This window comes from Segatella copri (genome assembly GCF_026015465.1).
Taxonomy (GTDB): domain Bacteria; phylum Bacteroidota; class Bacteroidia; order Bacteroidales; family Bacteroidaceae; genus Prevotella; species Prevotella copri_E.
The window spans coordinates 246,457-262,294 of sequence record NZ_JAPDUQ010000004.1 but is presented as its reverse complement, the minus strand read 5'-3'; the positions used below and the strand labels follow the sequence as shown (position 1 = coordinate 262,294).

Annotated in this window: 13 protein-coding genes; 8 read left to right on the top strand and 5 right to left on the bottom strand. The window is 46.7% G+C overall.

Features of this window, described 5'->3' with window-relative positions; genetic code table 11:
• Positions 1-12: 12 nt before the first annotated feature.
• Complete coding sequence (locus ONT08_RS14445; RefSeq protein WP_118255536.1) at positions 13-468, bottom strand: hypothetical protein; 456 nt, start codon at positions 466-468, stop codon at positions 13-15.
• Between the two features lie 694 nt (positions 469-1,162).
• On the opposite strand from ONT08_RS14445, the gene ONT08_RS14440 reads away from it, so the two are divergent.
• From ONT08_RS14440 to queF, 3 genes are all read left to right on the top strand, one after another.
• Complete coding sequence (locus ONT08_RS14440) at positions 1,163-3,409, top strand: inorganic phosphate transporter (RefSeq protein WP_264960288.1); 2,247 nt, start codon at positions 1,163-1,165, stop codon at positions 3,407-3,409.
• Positions 3,410-3,747: 338 nt separating this feature from the next.
• Entirely contained in the window at positions 3,748-4,440 is a 693-nt protein-coding gene (locus ONT08_RS14435; protein WP_118065346.1) for a queuosine precursor transporter, read from the top strand.
• A gap of 40 nt (positions 4,441-4,480) precedes the next feature.
• Positions 4,481-4,936, top strand: a complete 456-nt coding sequence (gene queF / locus ONT08_RS14430) for a preQ(1) synthase (RefSeq protein ID WP_264960287.1) — start codon at positions 4,481-4,483, stop codon at positions 4,934-4,936.
• A 71-nt stretch (positions 4,937-5,007) separates the two neighbouring features.
• On the opposite strand, the gene menB is transcribed toward queF, so the two are convergent.
• The 4 genes from menB to ONT08_RS14410 form a co-directional block, all read right to left on the bottom strand.
• A complete protein-coding gene (gene menB, locus ONT08_RS14425; RefSeq protein ID WP_022121706.1) occupies positions 5,008-5,829 on the bottom strand; it encodes a 1,4-dihydroxy-2-naphthoyl-CoA synthase in 822 nt (273 codons plus the stop codon).
• 79 nt (positions 5,830-5,908) lie between these two features.
• A complete protein-coding gene (gene menD, locus ONT08_RS14420; protein ID WP_264960286.1) occupies positions 5,909-7,717 on the bottom strand; it encodes a 2-succinyl-5-enolpyruvyl-6-hydroxy-3-cyclohexene-1-carboxylic-acid synthase in 1,809 nt (602 codons plus the stop codon).
• 108 nt (positions 7,718-7,825) lie between these two features.
• Positions 7,826-9,004: a chorismate-binding protein gene (locus tag ONT08_RS14415; RefSeq protein WP_264960285.1), complete on the bottom strand. Its 1,179-nt coding sequence runs from the start codon at positions 9,002-9,004 to the stop codon at positions 7,826-7,828.
• Positions 9,001-9,447, bottom strand: coding sequence for a PaaI family thioesterase (locus tag ONT08_RS14410; RefSeq protein WP_117587578.1), 447 nt, complete (start codon positions 9,445-9,447; stop codon positions 9,001-9,003). Before ONT08_RS14410 ends, ONT08_RS14415 begins: the two co-directional genes overlap by 4 nt.
• Positions 9,448-9,719: 272 nt before the next feature.
• Between ONT08_RS14410 and lysS the strand changes: the two genes are divergently transcribed.
• From lysS to gmd, 5 genes are all read left to right on the top strand, one after another.
• Positions 9,720-11,450, top strand: coding sequence for a lysine--tRNA ligase (gene lysS / locus ONT08_RS14405; protein WP_117587576.1), 1,731 nt, complete (start codon positions 9,720-9,722; stop codon positions 11,448-11,450).
• Positions 11,451-11,485: 35 nt separating this feature from the next.
• Positions 11,486-12,484 carry an NAD(P)H-dependent glycerol-3-phosphate dehydrogenase gene (locus ONT08_RS14400; RefSeq protein WP_264960284.1) on the top strand — a complete coding sequence of 333 codons (999 nt, stop codon included), beginning with the start codon at positions 11,486-11,488 and terminating at the stop codon, positions 12,482-12,484.
• A gap of 83 nt (positions 12,485-12,567) precedes the next feature.
• Complete coding sequence (locus ONT08_RS14395; protein WP_118140204.1) at positions 12,568-13,923, top strand: glucose-6-phosphate isomerase; 1,356 nt, start codon at positions 12,568-12,570, stop codon at positions 13,921-13,923.
• A gap of 3 nt (positions 13,924-13,926) precedes the next feature.
• On the top strand, positions 13,927-14,652 hold the full coding sequence (locus ONT08_RS14390) for an HAD family hydrolase (protein WP_119235741.1): 726 nt from the start codon (positions 13,927-13,929) through the stop codon (positions 14,650-14,652).
• A gap of 65 nt (positions 14,653-14,717) precedes the next feature.
• Positions 14,718-15,827, top strand: a complete 1,110-nt coding sequence (gmd, locus tag ONT08_RS14385; protein ID WP_117586001.1) for a GDP-mannose 4,6-dehydratase — start codon at positions 14,718-14,720, stop codon at positions 15,825-15,827.
• Positions 15,828-15,838: the final 11 nt, after the last annotated feature.

Here is a 15,838-nt window from a genome sequence, read left to right as displayed (position 1 = left end):
AACTATCTTATTTTAGTAAAATTCAATTAATCTATCAGGATTCACGAAACGGAACGCTACTTTTGCGACCTTTTGGTCGATAGTAAAAACATTGCCGATAATAGGTTCATTCTCAACATATTTCTTTTTCTTTCGAGAATACCCCATCACCATGCCTATCGCCGAAAGTCCTGCATCGTTAATGTTGGATTGCTCTGCATTGATGTAAAACACGAGTCGATCATTGTTTGTGATACAATTATCAAACTCAAACTTTGATAGAATTTTCTCAGGAATAGGATTATTCTGTAAATTAACAGTAATCAATCCTGCCTTCGTAAAGATACCACCATTATGCTGTTTGAAACGAATTTCAAAATGCACTTCACCTTGTGAGATGAGTTTACCGTCGACATACTCCTCATATCGTTCAACAGGAAATGGAAACTCTCTGAACGTCAGAGTTTGAAAAATAGGCCATCTATCCATAGAGCTTTAGATTATTAGTGCTGTTGGCTACCTTTGCAGCAATAATTACACATGTTACATATATACAAAAAACGTGGAGCCAGTCCTGTCACTCGTTCCACTGTAGAAAGGCCTTCGCATTGCCCTGATTGTCGAAACGAGCAACGACGAAAGCCCCACGCTGATGCATATATAGAACTCCCACACTATCACAAACATTATGATAATGCAAGCGTAATATTATACTACACCCTTGGGGCGTTTCCGTTGCTTTGTTTTTGACAATCAGATGAGTTTGCGAAGTTCTTCTACAGTCAAAACCAAAGCGTCCAGTAACGCCTTATGTATATATGCCCTCAGCCTCCACGTCACATACGACATGCAACTTCAGCGTGAGGACAATGCAAAAATATAAAATACTTCTGTAACTTCCAAATATTTTCGCATATTTCTTTATCTTTGTGGATAAATTCTTTCATTTTTACGATTTTAGACTAAAGATATTGACTTTTCACCCTTACAAACCAATTTTCACGAAAAACATATTATTTAGACCTCACCAGCACAACAACATCTTAACAATATTGTAACACCTGTTTAAATCACCTGTAACATTGTACTCGTACCTTTGCACCCGGAAAATCAAGGGGAGAAATGTATCTAGCTATGTTGAGATCCCCCTATATAATAAGGTATATAAACAATAGTAAAATATATGGGTACAATTTATTTATGTATTGTGATCTTCCTGCTCTGTTTAGCAGTGTTCGATCTCTTCGTAGGAGTCAGCAACGATGCTGTCAACTTCCTGCAATCTGCCATCGGAGCTAAGGTGGCTAAGTTTCGCACGGTGCTGATTATCGCATCCTGCGGTGTGGTTCTCGGAGCCATCATGTCATCGGGAATGATGGATATCGCCCGCCATGGTATCATGAGTCCTGACCACTTTACATTCGAAGAGGTAATGACGCTCTTCCTGGCGGTCATGGTGACTGACATTATCGTCCTGGATGTGTTCAATACCTTAGGTATGCCGACATCTACTACCGTCTCTCTGGTATTTGAGTTGCTGGGTGGTGCTTTCATCCTCGCAACATTGAAGATGTATGGCGACGACAGCCTCAACTATGGCGTATTGCTCAACAGCAACAAGGCTTTGGAGGTAATCATGGGTATCTTCTCATCTGTCATCATCGCCTTCGTATTCGGTGCCTTTGTAATGTGGCTTTCACGTATCGTTTTCACCTTCAACTACCGCAAGCACAGCCGCTACAGCATCGCTATCTTCGGCGGTATCGCCTTTACGGCCCTCTCTTACTTCATCTTCATGAAGGGTTTGGGCAAGAGTCCTTACCTGCCTGCTGAGGTGCGCGATTACATCGACCAGAATCTCGGTTTCCTCATCTGCATCACCTTCGTGGTATCTGCTGTTGTAATGGAATTCCTGCACCTCTGCCGTGTCAACATCTTCAAGTTTACGGTGCTGATGGGTACTTTCGCCCTGGCTATGGCTTTCGCAGGTAACGACCTGGTCAACTTCATCGGTGTGCCTCTGGCTGGTCTTTCTTCTTATCAGGACTATATGGCAAATGCCAACGGTGCAGCGCCAGACCAGTTTATGATGACTTCATTGATGGAGAGTGCCAAGACTACTCCTGGCTTCCTGCTTGCTGCCGGTGCCGTGATGATTATCGCCATGGCGACATCCAAGAAAGCACAGAACGTAATCAAGACTTCTGTTGACTTGAGCCGTCAAGATGAGGGCGATGAGATGTTCGGCAGTTCTTCTGCAGCTCGCGTGATTGTACGCAACTGCCAGGCTACAGATTCATGGTTGAAGCAGTTTATGCCAAAGGCGCTGATGAACTGGATTAACAGCCGTTTCGACAAGAATGATGTTGAACTCGAGGAGAGTGCAGCTTTCGACGTGGTTCGTGCAGCCGTTAACCTGGTACTTGCTTCTATGCTAATCACCATCGGTACCAACCTCAAGTTGCCTCTCTCTACCACCTACGTTACCTTCATGGTAGCTATGGGTTCTTCACTTGCTGATAGAGCATGGAGCCGCGAGAGTGCCGTATTCCGTGTAACAGGTGTATTGAGTGTAATCGGTGGTTGGTTCATCACAGCCGGTGTAGCTTTCGCAGCCTGCGCCATTGTCTGTATCATCATGCACTTCGGTGGTGTGGGCATCCAGGCTTGCTTCATGGGCTTGGTTATCTACCTGCTCATCCGCAGCAACATCAAGTATAACAAGAAGGCTAAGGAAGAGGGCAAGAGTAGTACCTTCCAGCTGATGATGCGTTCCCGCGACCCAGAGATTGTATGGGATTTGCTTCGCCGTCAGGTTTCACGCACCCAGTCTTACGTCTGCCACTTCGCCCTGAACGAGTTCAACCAGATTATGGATGGTCTTGCTAACGAGAATACCCGCAACCTTCGTCATGCCAACAAGGATCTGAAGAAGGAACAGGATATGCTGAAGAAGTTCCGCCGTCAGGAGATGCTCGGTTTGAAGAAATCGCCTATCGAGATTGCCATCGAGCGCAACACCTGGTTCCATCTGGGTGCCAACAGCAACCAGCAGTTTATCTACTCTCTGCGCCGTATGCTCGAACCTATCAAGGAACATGTTGACAACAACTTCAATCCGCTTCCTGCTGAATACATCAAGGAGTTTACTCCTGTACGCCAGAAGATCAACGACCTGATGCGCATGAGCTGCGAACTGATTGAAACCGGCAGATATGACAGCTATCGCGAGATTCTTGCCGAGGCAGATGCCTGCAAAGACGAGCTTTCAGTTCTCCGCAAGAAGCATATCGACCGCATCCAGCACATGACTGACAATACGCTGATGCAGATTTCTCTGGTTTATCTCAACGTACTGCAGGAGAGTCAGGAATTCCTGAGTGTGATGAGGCATCAGTTAAGAGCTGCAAAGAAGTTTATGGAAAAGTAAATTTTCTCTGACATCTTGTCATGAAACTACTTTTTGGTATATCTGTTGCTTGATGACAGATGACAGCGGATAACAAGAGTGTTATTTCGCTATCACAATATAATCTGAAAAGGTTAGTTTCTCATAGGTTAAGATTGTTAGGTTTAGTTTTTAGAAAAAAGTTTTAGGTTTTTAGTTAGATAAGGGCTCCAAGTGCTAGTGATTAGTATTTGGAGCCATTTTTTTGCCCAAATATTTGGCTATTAAGAAGAAATGTTGTAATTTTGCAGCCGATTTCTGAAAAGAATCATCATATTCAATAACCCGAGTGCTTGGTAAACCTCGTAAAAAACAAGAAAATGGACAAGAAAAAAACTCAAGTGAGCGTGCTGTTTATGCTTTTCAGCATCCTCTTCTGCGTTTGCCTGATTGCAGCAAACGTACTCGAAACAAAGCAAATCGCCTTCGGGCCAGTTTCCCTTACCGGTGGACTTATCGTATTCCCTGTAAGCTACATCATCAACGATGTGGTATGTGAAGTATGGGGCTATCAGAAAGCGCGTCTGTTGATCTGGACCGGCTTTGCGATGAACTTCTTCTTCGTGGCGCTGGGTGCTATCTGCGATGCCATTCCTGCAGCGCCTTATTGGACCAACGATGCCGGTTTTCATGCCATCTTCGGTCTGGCACCCCGCATTGCAGCAGCCTCTTTCGTAGCCTTCATCATCGGTTCATTTGCCAATGCCTATGTAATGAGCGTGATGAAAATCCGCGATGGTGGCAAGCATTTCTCTGCCCGTGCCATCCTCAGTACCATTGCAGGTGAGAGTTGCGACAGTCTTATCTTCTTCCCACTTGCCCTGGGCGGTGTGGTGCCTGCATCAGAATTGCCTTGGCTCATGCTCTGGCAGGTGATACTGAAGACAGCCTACGAGATTGTGGTATTGCCTCTGACCATCCGTGTAGTGAAATACGTGAAGAAGCATGAAGGTGAAGATGCATACGACAATAACATCTCCTACAATGTATTCAAAATCTTCAGCCTCGGCTAAAAGACATCAGTAAATAGCAAACATTAAAACATTACCAAGCGTGGATAGAAAAGAAGACGGTCTTAAGGCATTAGGTGCCAAGACTACATATAGAATGGATTATGCGCCAGAAGTGCTTGAGACTTTCGTGAACAAGCATCCTGGCAATGATTACTGGGTACGTTTCAACTGCCCTGAGTTTACATCGCTCTGCCCTATTACGGGTCAGCCAGATTTCGCTGAGATTCGCATCAGCTATATTCCTGACGTAAAGATGGTAGAGAGCAAGAGTCTGAAACTTTATCTCTTCAGTTTCCGCAATCATGGCGACTTCCATGAAGACTGCGTGAACATCATCATGAAGGATCTCATCAAACTGATGGACCCTAAATATATAGAGGTAACAGGCATCTTTACTCCTCGTGGCGGCATCAGCATCTGGCCGTATGCCAACTATGGCAAGCCAGGCACCAAATACGAGAAACTGGCAGAACAGAGATTCGCTACTCACGAATAAGAAACAAGAAACCTCGGAAGATTGGCAGATTGCTTTTCTTCCGAGGTTTTTATTGTTTATAGATGATGAATTTATGGGAACTGAGGATAATCCTCGAAGCGAGGCTTGCGCTTCTCAAGGAACGCCTTGCCACCCTCCTGAGCCTCATCCATCGTATAATAGAGCATCGTGGCATCGCCAGCCAACTCCTGAATACCAGCCTGACCATCCAGTTCGGCATTCAAGCCAGCCTTGATCATACGGAGTGCCAGAGGCGAACGTTCCATCATGATTTCAGCCCACTCTACACAGGTATCTTCCAACTTTTCGAGAGGCACCACCTTGTTCACCATTCCCATCTCTTCAGCCTCCTTGGCAGAATACTGCTTGCAGAGGAACCAGATTTCACGAGCCTTCTTCTGACCCACCATTCTTGCCAGATAAGAAGAACCGAAACCGGCATCGAAGCTTCCCACCTTAGGACCGGTCTGTCCAAAGATGGCATTCTCTGAAGCGATAGTCAGGTCGCACATCACATGAAGCACATGACCGCCACCGATGGCATAACCATTCACCATAGCGATGACCGGCTTTGGCAAACGACGAATCTGCATCTGTACATCGAGCACATTCAGGCGAGGCACACCATCGTTACCCACATAACCGCCTCGGCCCTTTACATGCATGTCGCCACCTGCACAGAATGCCTTATCGCCGGCACCCGTCAGAATGACCACACGGATATCCAGACAGTCGCGGCAATAGTTGAATGCCTGCGCCATCTCCCAAGTGGTCAACGGTGTGAAAGCATTGCGGTAGCGCTCACGGTTGATGGTTATCTTAGCGATATGATTATACTCCTCGAAGATGATTTCCTTGAAATCAAAACCTTCTATCTTTTTCCATTCTCTCATTTTACTTTGAACTTTATGATTACTATTTATCTTATTCTTTTGAAAGAACTATCAGTTATAGTTCCTTACAGGTCCTCTATCAGCACTTCTGAACGGCTTCCAGCATCTCATTATCTACATCCATATCTGTGAAAACCTCCAGGAGCATCGGGCGCTCGCTCTCGACATGAATCAATTGGCTGATGCCCTGTTCCATCTCTTCCATCGTATGAGCTGCGAGATATTTTACCTCATTCTGACTACAGATTCCTTCAGCCGTTGCATGATGCTTTGCCATTATCATTTCTTCACGAGCCTGACTCTCCTTTAATCCCCGGAACTTGCCAAAGATGGCACCGCCACCATTATTGAGCACGATGATACGGAGCTTGCCGTTCAGATTTCTATTCCAGAGCGCATTCTGGTCATAGAAGAAACTCAGGTCGCCGAGAACGCAGTATACATGCTTATCAGACATGTTCTTGCACATCGAGAAACCTACAGCCGTAGAAAGAGAACCTTCTATACCGTTCACACCACGATTGCAGTAAACATGGCGGTCGGCATACAGATTCATCAACCGGATGGCAGAACTGTTGCCGGAGATGACGCTGCTCATCAGACCAGGAAGGAATGTATCGAATTCGCGGTCATAGATACCATCGTCCTGAGCATCTTTACCGCCTAAGGTGAACGCTTTGAAATCCTGAGGCTCAACCTTCTGAAGCTGGCTGAAGAATTCCTTTACGGTAGCCAGACTGCTGAACTCAGGCTTGAAGTTCTCTTTGCGTTCATAGCTTTTAGCCAACGCATCCATCCACAATTTGCGATAATCCTCCCAGTGGTTGTGCCAGCCAAAATTACCCAACCATGACATAGCATCACTGTTTGGCAAATCCATCACTTTAGTAAGATGCATGAACGTATCTTCGATATCAGCCTCTTGCGAGATTCTTATCTGCTCAACTCCTTTAAGCGAACGCAGATAAGATTTCAGCTTCTTGCTCACAATATGTCCACCTATATAAACCACCAGGTCAGGACGGAATCTTTCATCGTCCTTTATTTCATCCAGCAAATTCTCGAAAGCGCCATACAGGGTGGTTTTATTCCAATCTTCTCCCAGTTCTTCCTGAACCTTATATAGATAAGGTGGCATTGCCAGAGATTCCCATAATATAGGCATCCGGTCAATATAAGCCAACAAGTCTACATATTTTTCGGTATTGTCCAACTGGCCTATTACCAACAATGGACGTTTGGCTTTTAACACACATTCAAAAGGGGTCCCATCAAATGTGTCAATATTTGCCCTGCAGTAAGCAACCTCTATCTTGCGCTCTACGGGCAAAGCTTCTTTCGTAAACGAATAGAAAGGCTCAGAGATAGGTACATTGATGTGTACAGGTCCCTTTACCCGCCCCATGCTTTTCAACAGCGCTTCGTTGACCAACCGGTTGCAATACCAATGCATCTCTTCCTGCTGCTCACCTTCGAACACTTCTGGCAGAGATACTGCTTTTCTTACCATCTGCCCCAAAGCATCAGGCTGAGGAAGCGTCTGACCATCCAGCTGGTTAATCCACTGTGCCGGTCTGTCGGCAGAAATCACGATGAGCGGGATTTGCTGATAATAAGCCTCAGCTACTGCCGGATAAAGATTGAGCAATGCAGAACCCGAAGTCACACACACTACGACAGGCTGATAACCTTCAGCCATAGAAAGTCCAAGAGCTTGGAAGCCGGCACTACGTTCGTCGGTTACAGGATAGCAAGTGATGTCTTCACACTCGTTGAGATTGTGAACTATGGCTGCATTTCTGCTGCCCGGACACACCACAGCATGGCGAACACCATGCGCTACCAGTAAACTTGTCAAAATATTGACGTTTTCTTTATTGCTATACATTTCACCTTATTTTTTAGGTTATTTTTATGTTTGCAGATTCTTGAAGAGCCTTTGTCTTTTAGCATTATAAAATCAGAATGAATCCCTATCATTTTCTCTGCAAGACCTTTACAGGACCGACAGGATGGTCTGCATCTTAGCTTCAGTTTCCTTCCACTCCTTCTCCATCTCGCTTTCCTTCAGCAATCCGCCTCCGGCATAGAGTTCGCAGGAGCCGTCATCCAGAATGTTCATGCAGCGCAGGGAAACATAGAGATGCGTCTTTCCCTTCGGCGAAATCGGTCCCACAAAACCACTGTAGTATTTGCGCGACTGATGTTCATGCTGCAGGATAAACCGGCGAGCTTCATCCTTCGGTATCCCACAGACGGCAGGCGTAGGATATAAGGCATCGAGCACATCGCCCAAACGCCCCGTATCATGCAGACGGAAAGCGATATCGGTACGGAGATGATAGAGATTGGCAGCCATCGTGGTATAAGGTCCCTTCTTCTGATATTCATCCGAAAAGACCTTGATGCAATCCTCGATATAATCGGTTACATACTGCTGTTCCTCTCTGTTCTTCTCCGACCATTCTATCCCTTCTACCGGATAATCGGCTACGGTCTTGGAAGGTTCAGCCTTCTGGGTGCCTGCCAGCGACATGGTTGCCATCTGATTCTGTTCACCTTTGAGCAGAATTTCAGGTGTAGCCATCAGCCATAAACCCGATTGGGGTGTATAAACCAAGGCTACAAAAAGACGGGGATACATCCGGCAGGTTTTCAGAAACAGAGCCTTTAAAGAGTCTGCATCCTGCACAACTGAAGCATTGGCTGTATTCTGCACATCTGAAGTCTTGCCGGCATCTTGCGCTGCTGAAGTATGGACTGATTCTAAAGGCTGCCGATTGCTCTGAATACGCAGTTTTCTTGCCAGAACAATCTTGCTGAATTTACCTTCAGAGAGCTGCTGGTGAAAGCATTCAAACTCCCTTGCATAGGCTTCAAAATTACGTCCCGACGTAGAGTCTGCTACGTCACGACGTAAATCCTGCTGCGTCACGACGTAGGAAGTGCCGCATCGCGATGCATTTTCAGCCCCCTCGGCAGAGATCAGTTTGCTTTCATCCGGATGCATCAGCACCACGGGACATTCGCTGGATGGCGCGAAAGGAGCTATCACGAAACCTTCCTTGCCATTCAGTTCTGCCACAGAAGAGAGTACCTCAGGTTCTCCCTCATGCTGAGCCACATAGGTAGCATGGTGCAGATAAGGCAGACGATAATACGCAAAAGCTATCATACCTTAGTTTCTGCCCCCTTTTTCTGATTGTCTTTCTTTGGAGTGAACACATAGTTGGTTACCTGTACGGTACAGATTACCTCACCAGCCGTATTCTTGATATCCACCTGCCAGGTATGCAAGGTTCTGCCCTTGTGCACAATCTTGGCAAAGGCAGTAACTATATCGCCCTCGCTGACCGCCAGAACATGAGTACCGCTCACGTTGATACCCACGGCAATCTGTCCCGGACAGAGCGCCAGGGAACCGATACCCGCCACATTCTCGGCAAGAGCCAGAGAAGCACCTCCACTCAAGAAGCCGAAAGGTTGGCGATTACGCTCATCTACCTTCATCGTTGCCTGAAGCGTATCAGGCTCAGGGGTAGAAATGAAATGCATTCCGAGGGTCTTGGATAATCCATCAGTCTTGCTGATTCTTTTTACTAATTCATCTATGTTCATCTTATGATCTCCTATTTTTCGTATTTTGTTATTGATTCAGAGCTATTCGTTTTCTCTTCGCTCCAAAGTATGTTTCTGATAAACTCAACGCAAAGGTAAGACTTTCTTTAGAGAAAACAAAATTTATCGCACTTTTTATTTGATGAAGGGCAAACTTTACATACCTTTTCCTTTCTTTAATAATAAAAAACATAAAAAACGGCATATAGTTCAGATTTATTTTGTATTTTTGCACCAAAAATAAGAAAATAAAAGATATATCTGAATAGAATATGAACATTTTAGAGCTAAGCGAACAGGAAATCGTTCGCAGACAGAGTCTTCAGACATTGCGCGAGATGGGTATTGACCCATACCCAGCAGCAGAGTTTCCAACCAATGCATTCAGCACAGATATCAAAGCTGAATTCAAGGACGAGGACGAGCCACGCCAGGTAGTTATCGCCGGACGTATGATGGGGCGCCGCGTAATGGGTAAAGCTAGCTTCGCTGAGTTGCAGGACTCAAAGGGAAGAATCCAGGTTTATATCGCCCGCGACGAGATTTGTCCAGACGAGAACAAGGACCTTTATAATACTGTTTTCAAGAAACTCCTCGATATCGGTGACTTCATCGGTGTAAAGGGTTTCGTATTCCGCACACAGACTGGCGAGATTTCTGTTCACGCCAAGGAACTGTGCCTGCTCTCTAAGAGCTTGAAGCCACTCCCTATCGTGAAGTATAAGGATGGCGTGGCTTACGACAAGTTCGATGATCCAGAGTTGCGTTACCGCCAGCGCTACGTTGACCTCATCGTTAATGATGGCGTAAAGGATACTTTCCTGCAGCGTGCTACCGTACTCCGCACACTCCGCAGCGTACTCGACAACGCAGGTTATACTGAGGTAGAGACTCCTACCCTGCAGAGCATTGCCGGTGGTGCTTCTGCCCGCCCATTCATCACCCACTTCAATGCGCTCGATCAGGATATGTACATGCGTATCGCTACCGAGCTCTACCTGAAGCGCCTCATTGTAGGTGGTTTCGAGGGTGTTTATGAAATCGGCAAGAACTTCCGCAACGAGGGTATGGACCGCAACCACAACCCTGAGTTTACCTGTATGGAGCTTTATGTTCAGTACAAGGACTACAACTGGATGATGGCTTTCACAGAGAAGTTACTCGAAACGATTTGTATCGCAGTAAACGGCAAGCCAGAGCGCGAGATTGATGGCAACATCATCAGCTTCAAGGCTCCATATCGCCGTCTTCCTATCCTCGATGCCATCAAGGAAAAGACCGGTTTCGACTGCAACGGCAAGACCGAGGAAGAGATTCGCGCATTCTGCAAGGAGAAGGGCATGGATGTAGATGAGACCATGGGTAAGGGTAAGTTGATTGATGAACTCTTCGGTGAGTTCTGCGAGGGAACCTTCCTCCAGCCAACCTTTATCACCGACTATCCTGTAGAGATGTCTCCATTGACCAAGATGCACCGTTCTAAGCCAGGCTTGACCGAGCGTTTCGAGTTGATGGTAAACGGTAAGGAGCTTGCCAATGCATACTCTGAGCTCAACGACCCAATTGACCAGGAAGAGCGTTTCATCGACCAGATGAAGCTTGCTGACAAGGGTGATGACGAGGCAATGATTATCGATCAGGACTTCCTCCGTGCCCTCCAGTATGGTATGCCTCCAACATCAGGTATCGGTATCGGTATCGACCGCTTGGTCATGTTGATGACCGGCAAGACCTTCATTCAGGAGGTACTGTTCTTCCCACAGATGAAGCCAGAGAAGAAGATGCCACAGAGCACCATCAAGGAATGGGCAGAGATTGGCGTGCCAGAGGATTGGGCATACGTGCTCCGCAAGGCAGGCTTCAACCTCATCTCTGATATCCGTGAAGAAAAAGCACAAGGCTTGCAGCAGAAGATTGGAGAAATCAACAAGAAGTACAAGCTCGGCTACGAGAAGCCTTCTGTTGACAATATCCAGGGCTGGATTAATGCAGCAAATGCTTAATTGATAATGCATAATTAATTATAAATTCATTCGAAGTGTTCAACTGCGGTAAAATAGCGATAATTGGCGGCGGTAGCTGGGCTACGGCAATAGCCAAGATTGTGGTGGGTCATACTCATCACATAGGCTGGTATATGCGTCGCGATGACCGCATCGAGGACTTCAAGCGCATGGGGCACAACCCTGCCTATCTGATGTCGGCACGATTCAATGTAGATGAGATTTACTTCTCTTCCGACATCAACAAGATAGTGCAGAATTACGATACCCTCGTGTTCGTCACCCCGTCGCCTTATCTGAAGAATCATCTCAAAAAACTCAAGACGCGACTAAGCGACAAGTTCATCATCACAGCCATTAAAGGTATTGTGCCAGATGAAAACCTCGTTTGCTCAGAGTATTTCCATCAGGTTTACGATGTGCCTTACGAAAACCTCGCCTGCATCGGAGGTCCTTCTCATGCCGAGGAAGTGGCACTGGAGCGACTGAGCTATCTCACCGTGGGCTGTAGCGATACCGAAAAGGCGCGTGCCTTCGCCAACGATTGTCTGGCGAGTGAATTCATCAAGACCAAGACTTCGAGCGATGTCATCGGTATCGAATACTCTTCGGTTCTGAAGAACGTATACGCCATCGCAGCAGGTATCTGTGGCGGTCTGAAGTATGGTGACAACTTCCAGGCGGTACTCATGTCAAATGCCGTTCAGGAGATGCACCGCTTCCTGACAGCCGTCCACCCTATCGACCGAAGCATGTACGACTCAGTTTATCTGGGCGACTTGCTCGTAACAGGTTACAGCAACTTTTCCCGCAACCGCACCTTCGGAACCATGATAGGCAAGGGCTACAGCGTGAAGAGTGCGCAGATAGAGATGGAGATGATTGCAGAAGGATATTTCGGCACCAAGTGTATGAAGGAAATCAATCGCCACATGCACGTCAACATGCCGATTCTCGATGCTGTATATAATATATTGTACGAGCGCATCAGTCCGCAAATCGAAATCAAGCTCTTGACCGACTCGTTCAGATAGACACATCCTATCCTTCGGTTTCGGCAGAAGAGTTTGTCTTCAAGTAGTAACATTAACACATTCATTTAGATATTAAAAGAAAAATGAAAAGTATCAGCTTAAACATTACAAAGGCTGCATCATTCCTTGCAGAAGGTGCAGTAAAGGCTTACGAGCCTAAGGTTAAGGCCGCTCAGGAAGCTCTTGAGAACGGCACTTGTGAAGGTAACGATTTCTTGGGATGGTTGCATTTGCCATCTTCTATCACTCCTGAGTTCCTCGATGAGATTCAGGCTGTTGCCAATACTTTGCGCGAAAAGTGTGAGGTGGTTGTTGTAGCAGGTATCGGTGGTAGCTACCTCGGTGCACGCGCCGTTATCGAAGGCCTCGGCAACTCTTTCGCTTGGCTCGTAAACGACAAGAAGAACCCTACTATCCTCTTCGCAGGTAACAATATCGGTGAGGACTACCTCTTCGAGTTGACTTCTTTCTTGAAGGACAAGAAGTTTGGTGTCATCAATATCTCTAAGTCTGGTACCACTACTGAGACTGCTCTCGCTTTCCGTCTTCTGAAGAAGCAATGCGAGGATCAGCGCGGTAAGGAAGAGGCTAAGGATGTTATCGTAGCTGTAACCGACGCCAAGAAGGGTGCTGCACGTACTTGTGCTGACAAGGAGGGCTACAAGAGCTTCATCATCCCTGATAATGTAGGTGGCCGCTTCTCTGTTTTGACCCCAGTAGGTTTGTTGCCTATCGCAGTAGCAGGTTTCGATGTAAAGCAGCTCGTAGCTGGTGCGGCTGACATGGAGAAGGCTTGCGGCAAGGACGTAGCTTTCGAGGAGAATCCTGCAGCTATCTATGCAGCTACACGTCAGGCTCTCTATACTCAGGCTGGCAAGAAGATTGAGATTGTATGCAACTTCCAGCCTAAACTTCACTACTTCGCAGAGTGGTGGAAGCAGCTCTATGGTGAGAGCGAGGGTAAGGACCAGAAGGGTATCTTCCCAGCAGCTTGCGACTTCACTACCGACCTTCACTCTATGGGCCAGTGGATTCAGCAGGGCGAGCGCTCTATCTTCGAGACTGTTATCAGCGTAGAGACTCCTAACGAGAAGTTGCTCTTCCCTCACGACGATGAAAACCTCGACGGTTTGAACTTCCTCGAGGGCAAGCGTGTTGACGAGGTGAACAAGATGGCAGAGCTCGGTACACGTCTGGCTCACGTTGACGGTGGTGTTCCTAACATCCTGGTTAACGTACCAGAGTTGAACGCTTACTACCTCGGTCAGCTGATCTACTTCTTCGAGAAGGCTTGCGGTATCAGCGGTCTCTTGGAAGAGGTGAACCCATTCAACCAGCCTGGTGTTGAGGCATACAAGAAGAATATGTTCGCATTGCTCAACAAGCCAGGTTATGAGGCAGAGAGCAAAGCTATCCAGGAGCGCTTGAAGAATGAATAATTGATGAAGGAAATTATTTTTAAATATATGAAAGAACACGGCTTTGGGGAATTCAACCCTAAAGCCGTGCTTTTTGATATGGACGGCGTACTGTACAACAGTATGCCAAATCATGCTGTGGCATGGCAGGAATCGATGAAACAGTTTGATATCCACATGACAGCAGCCGATGCTTATGCCACCGAAGGAGCCCGAGGCATTGACACCATTCAGATGATGGTGAAGAAGCAGAAGGGCATCGACATCACGCTGGACGAAGCACAGAAGATGTATGATGTGAAGACCGAAATATTCCACTCGATGCCTACTGCCGAAATATTTCCTGGCGTAAAGGAAATCATGCAGAAGATTAAAGAGGCCGGCATGCAGGTGGGAGTGGTAACCGGAAGCGGACAGCGCCCGCTCATCATGCGACTGCTCAACGACTTCGGTGATTTTCTGGATGAAACACACATCGTAACTGCTTATGATGTGAAGCGCGGGAAGCCTAATCCTGACCCATATCTCATGGGATTGCAGAAAGCAGGTAATCTGAAACCCTGGGAAGGCATCGTGGTAGAAAATGCTCCCTTGGGCGTACGTGCCGGCGTAGCTGCCAACATCTTTACGGTGGCTATCAACAGCGGTCCGCTACCAGATGATGAATTATCCAATAAAGGTTGCAATCTACTCTATCACCGAATGACTGAATTCTGTGATGACTTTGAAAACCTGATTGCTAAGGCTTAATCCGGTTCACCCACAGATATTCTGACTTATTCAATAAAAAGACATCATTAAAAACATATAATGACATGAATAGAAAAGTAGCTTTAATTACAGGTATTACAGGCCAGGATGGTTCATACTTGGCTGAATTATTGTTGGAAAAAGGGTATGATGTTCACGGAACTATCCGCCGATCATCTACCGACTACCGCGAAAGAATTGCTCATTTGGAGGGTACACCTAACTTCCATCTTCACTATGCTGACCTCGGTGACTCTATGAGTATCATCCAGGTAATGAACAAGGTGAAACCTACAGAGGTTTACAACCTTGCGGCTCAGAGCCACGTACAGGTGAGCTTCGACTCCCCTGAGTTTACAGCAGATGTAGATGCTACCGGTGTGCTCCGTATTCTGGAGGCTATCCGCCAATGCGGTTTGGAGAAGACCTGCCGCATGTATCAGGCTTCAACATCTGAGCTCTACGGTAAGGTAGAAGAGGTTCCTCAGAACGAGAACACTCCATTCCACCCTTATTCTCCATACGCTGTTGCCAAGCAGTATGGTTTCTGGATTGTCAAGGAGTATCGTGAGGCTTATGATATGTTCTGCTGCTCTGGTATCCTCTTCAATCATGAGAGTGAACGCCGTGGTGAGACTTTCGTTACCCGCAAGATTACTTTGGCTGCAGCCCGCATCAAGCAGGGCAAGCAAGACAAGCTTTATCTCGGTAACCTGGATTCACTCCGCGACTGGGGTTATGCCAAGGATTATGTAGAGTGTATGTGGCTGATTCTCCAGGCTGAGAAGCCAGAGGACTTCGTGATTGCAACAGGTAAGCAGCATTCTGTTCGTGAGTTCGCCCAGCTGGCCTTCCACTATGTAGGAATCGAACTGAAGTGGGAAGGCAAGGAAGAGAACGAGAAGGGTATCTGCGTTGAGGGTCCTGAGGAACTCATCGGCAAGACACTCGTTGAGGTTTCTCCTGATTTCTACCGTCCTACCGACGTGGTGAACCTTTGGGGTGACCCAACAAAGGCTAAGGCTAAGCTCAACTGGAATCCTAACACCACCTCTTTCGAGGATCTCGTAAAGATCATGGTAGAGAGCGATATGGCTAAGGTAGCTGCTGAGGATGCCGGTCAGAAGGTTCGCTGCAATCTTGCAGAATATCTTGAGAAAGGTATTGTAAAGTAACTATTGATAGT

Excerpts from the sequence above, each read along its gene's own strand:
- ONT08_RS14440 (WP_264960288.1), top strand. The coding sequence starts at position 1,163 with ATGGGTACAATTTATTTATGTATTGTGATCTTCCTGCTCTGTTTAGCA.
- gmd (WP_117586001.1), top strand. The coding sequence starts at position 14,718 with ATGAATAGAAAAGTAGCTTTAATTACAGGTATTACAGGCCAGGATGGT.
- menD (WP_264960286.1), bottom strand. The coding sequence starts at position 7,717 with ATGTATAGCAATAAAGAAAACGTCAATATTTTGACAAGTTTACTGGTA.
- lysS (WP_117587576.1), top strand. The coding sequence starts at position 9,720 with ATGAACATTTTAGAGCTAAGCGAACAGGAAATCGTTCGCAGACAGAGT.
- ONT08_RS14435 (WP_118065346.1), top strand. The coding sequence starts at position 3,748 with ATGGACAAGAAAAAAACTCAAGTGAGCGTGCTGTTTATGCTTTTCAGC.
- ONT08_RS14445 (WP_118255536.1), bottom strand. The coding sequence starts at position 468 with ATGGATAGATGGCCTATTTTTCAAACTCTGACGTTCAGAGAGTTTCCA.
- ONT08_RS14415 (WP_264960285.1), bottom strand. The coding sequence starts at position 9,004 with ATGATAGCTTTTGCGTATTATCGTCTGCCTTATCTGCACCATGCTACC.
- ONT08_RS14390 (WP_119235741.1), top strand. The coding sequence starts at position 13,927 with ATGAAGGAAATTATTTTTAAATATATGAAAGAACACGGCTTTGGGGAA.
- ONT08_RS14410 (WP_117587578.1), bottom strand. The coding sequence starts at position 9,447 with ATGAACATAGATGAATTAGTAAAAAGAATCAGCAAGACTGATGGATTA.
- menB (WP_022121706.1), bottom strand. The coding sequence starts at position 5,829 with ATGAGAGAATGGAAAAAGATAGAAGGTTTTGATTTCAAGGAAATCATC.
- ONT08_RS14395 (WP_118140204.1), top strand. The coding sequence starts at position 12,568 with ATGAAAAGTATCAGCTTAAACATTACAAAGGCTGCATCATTCCTTGCA.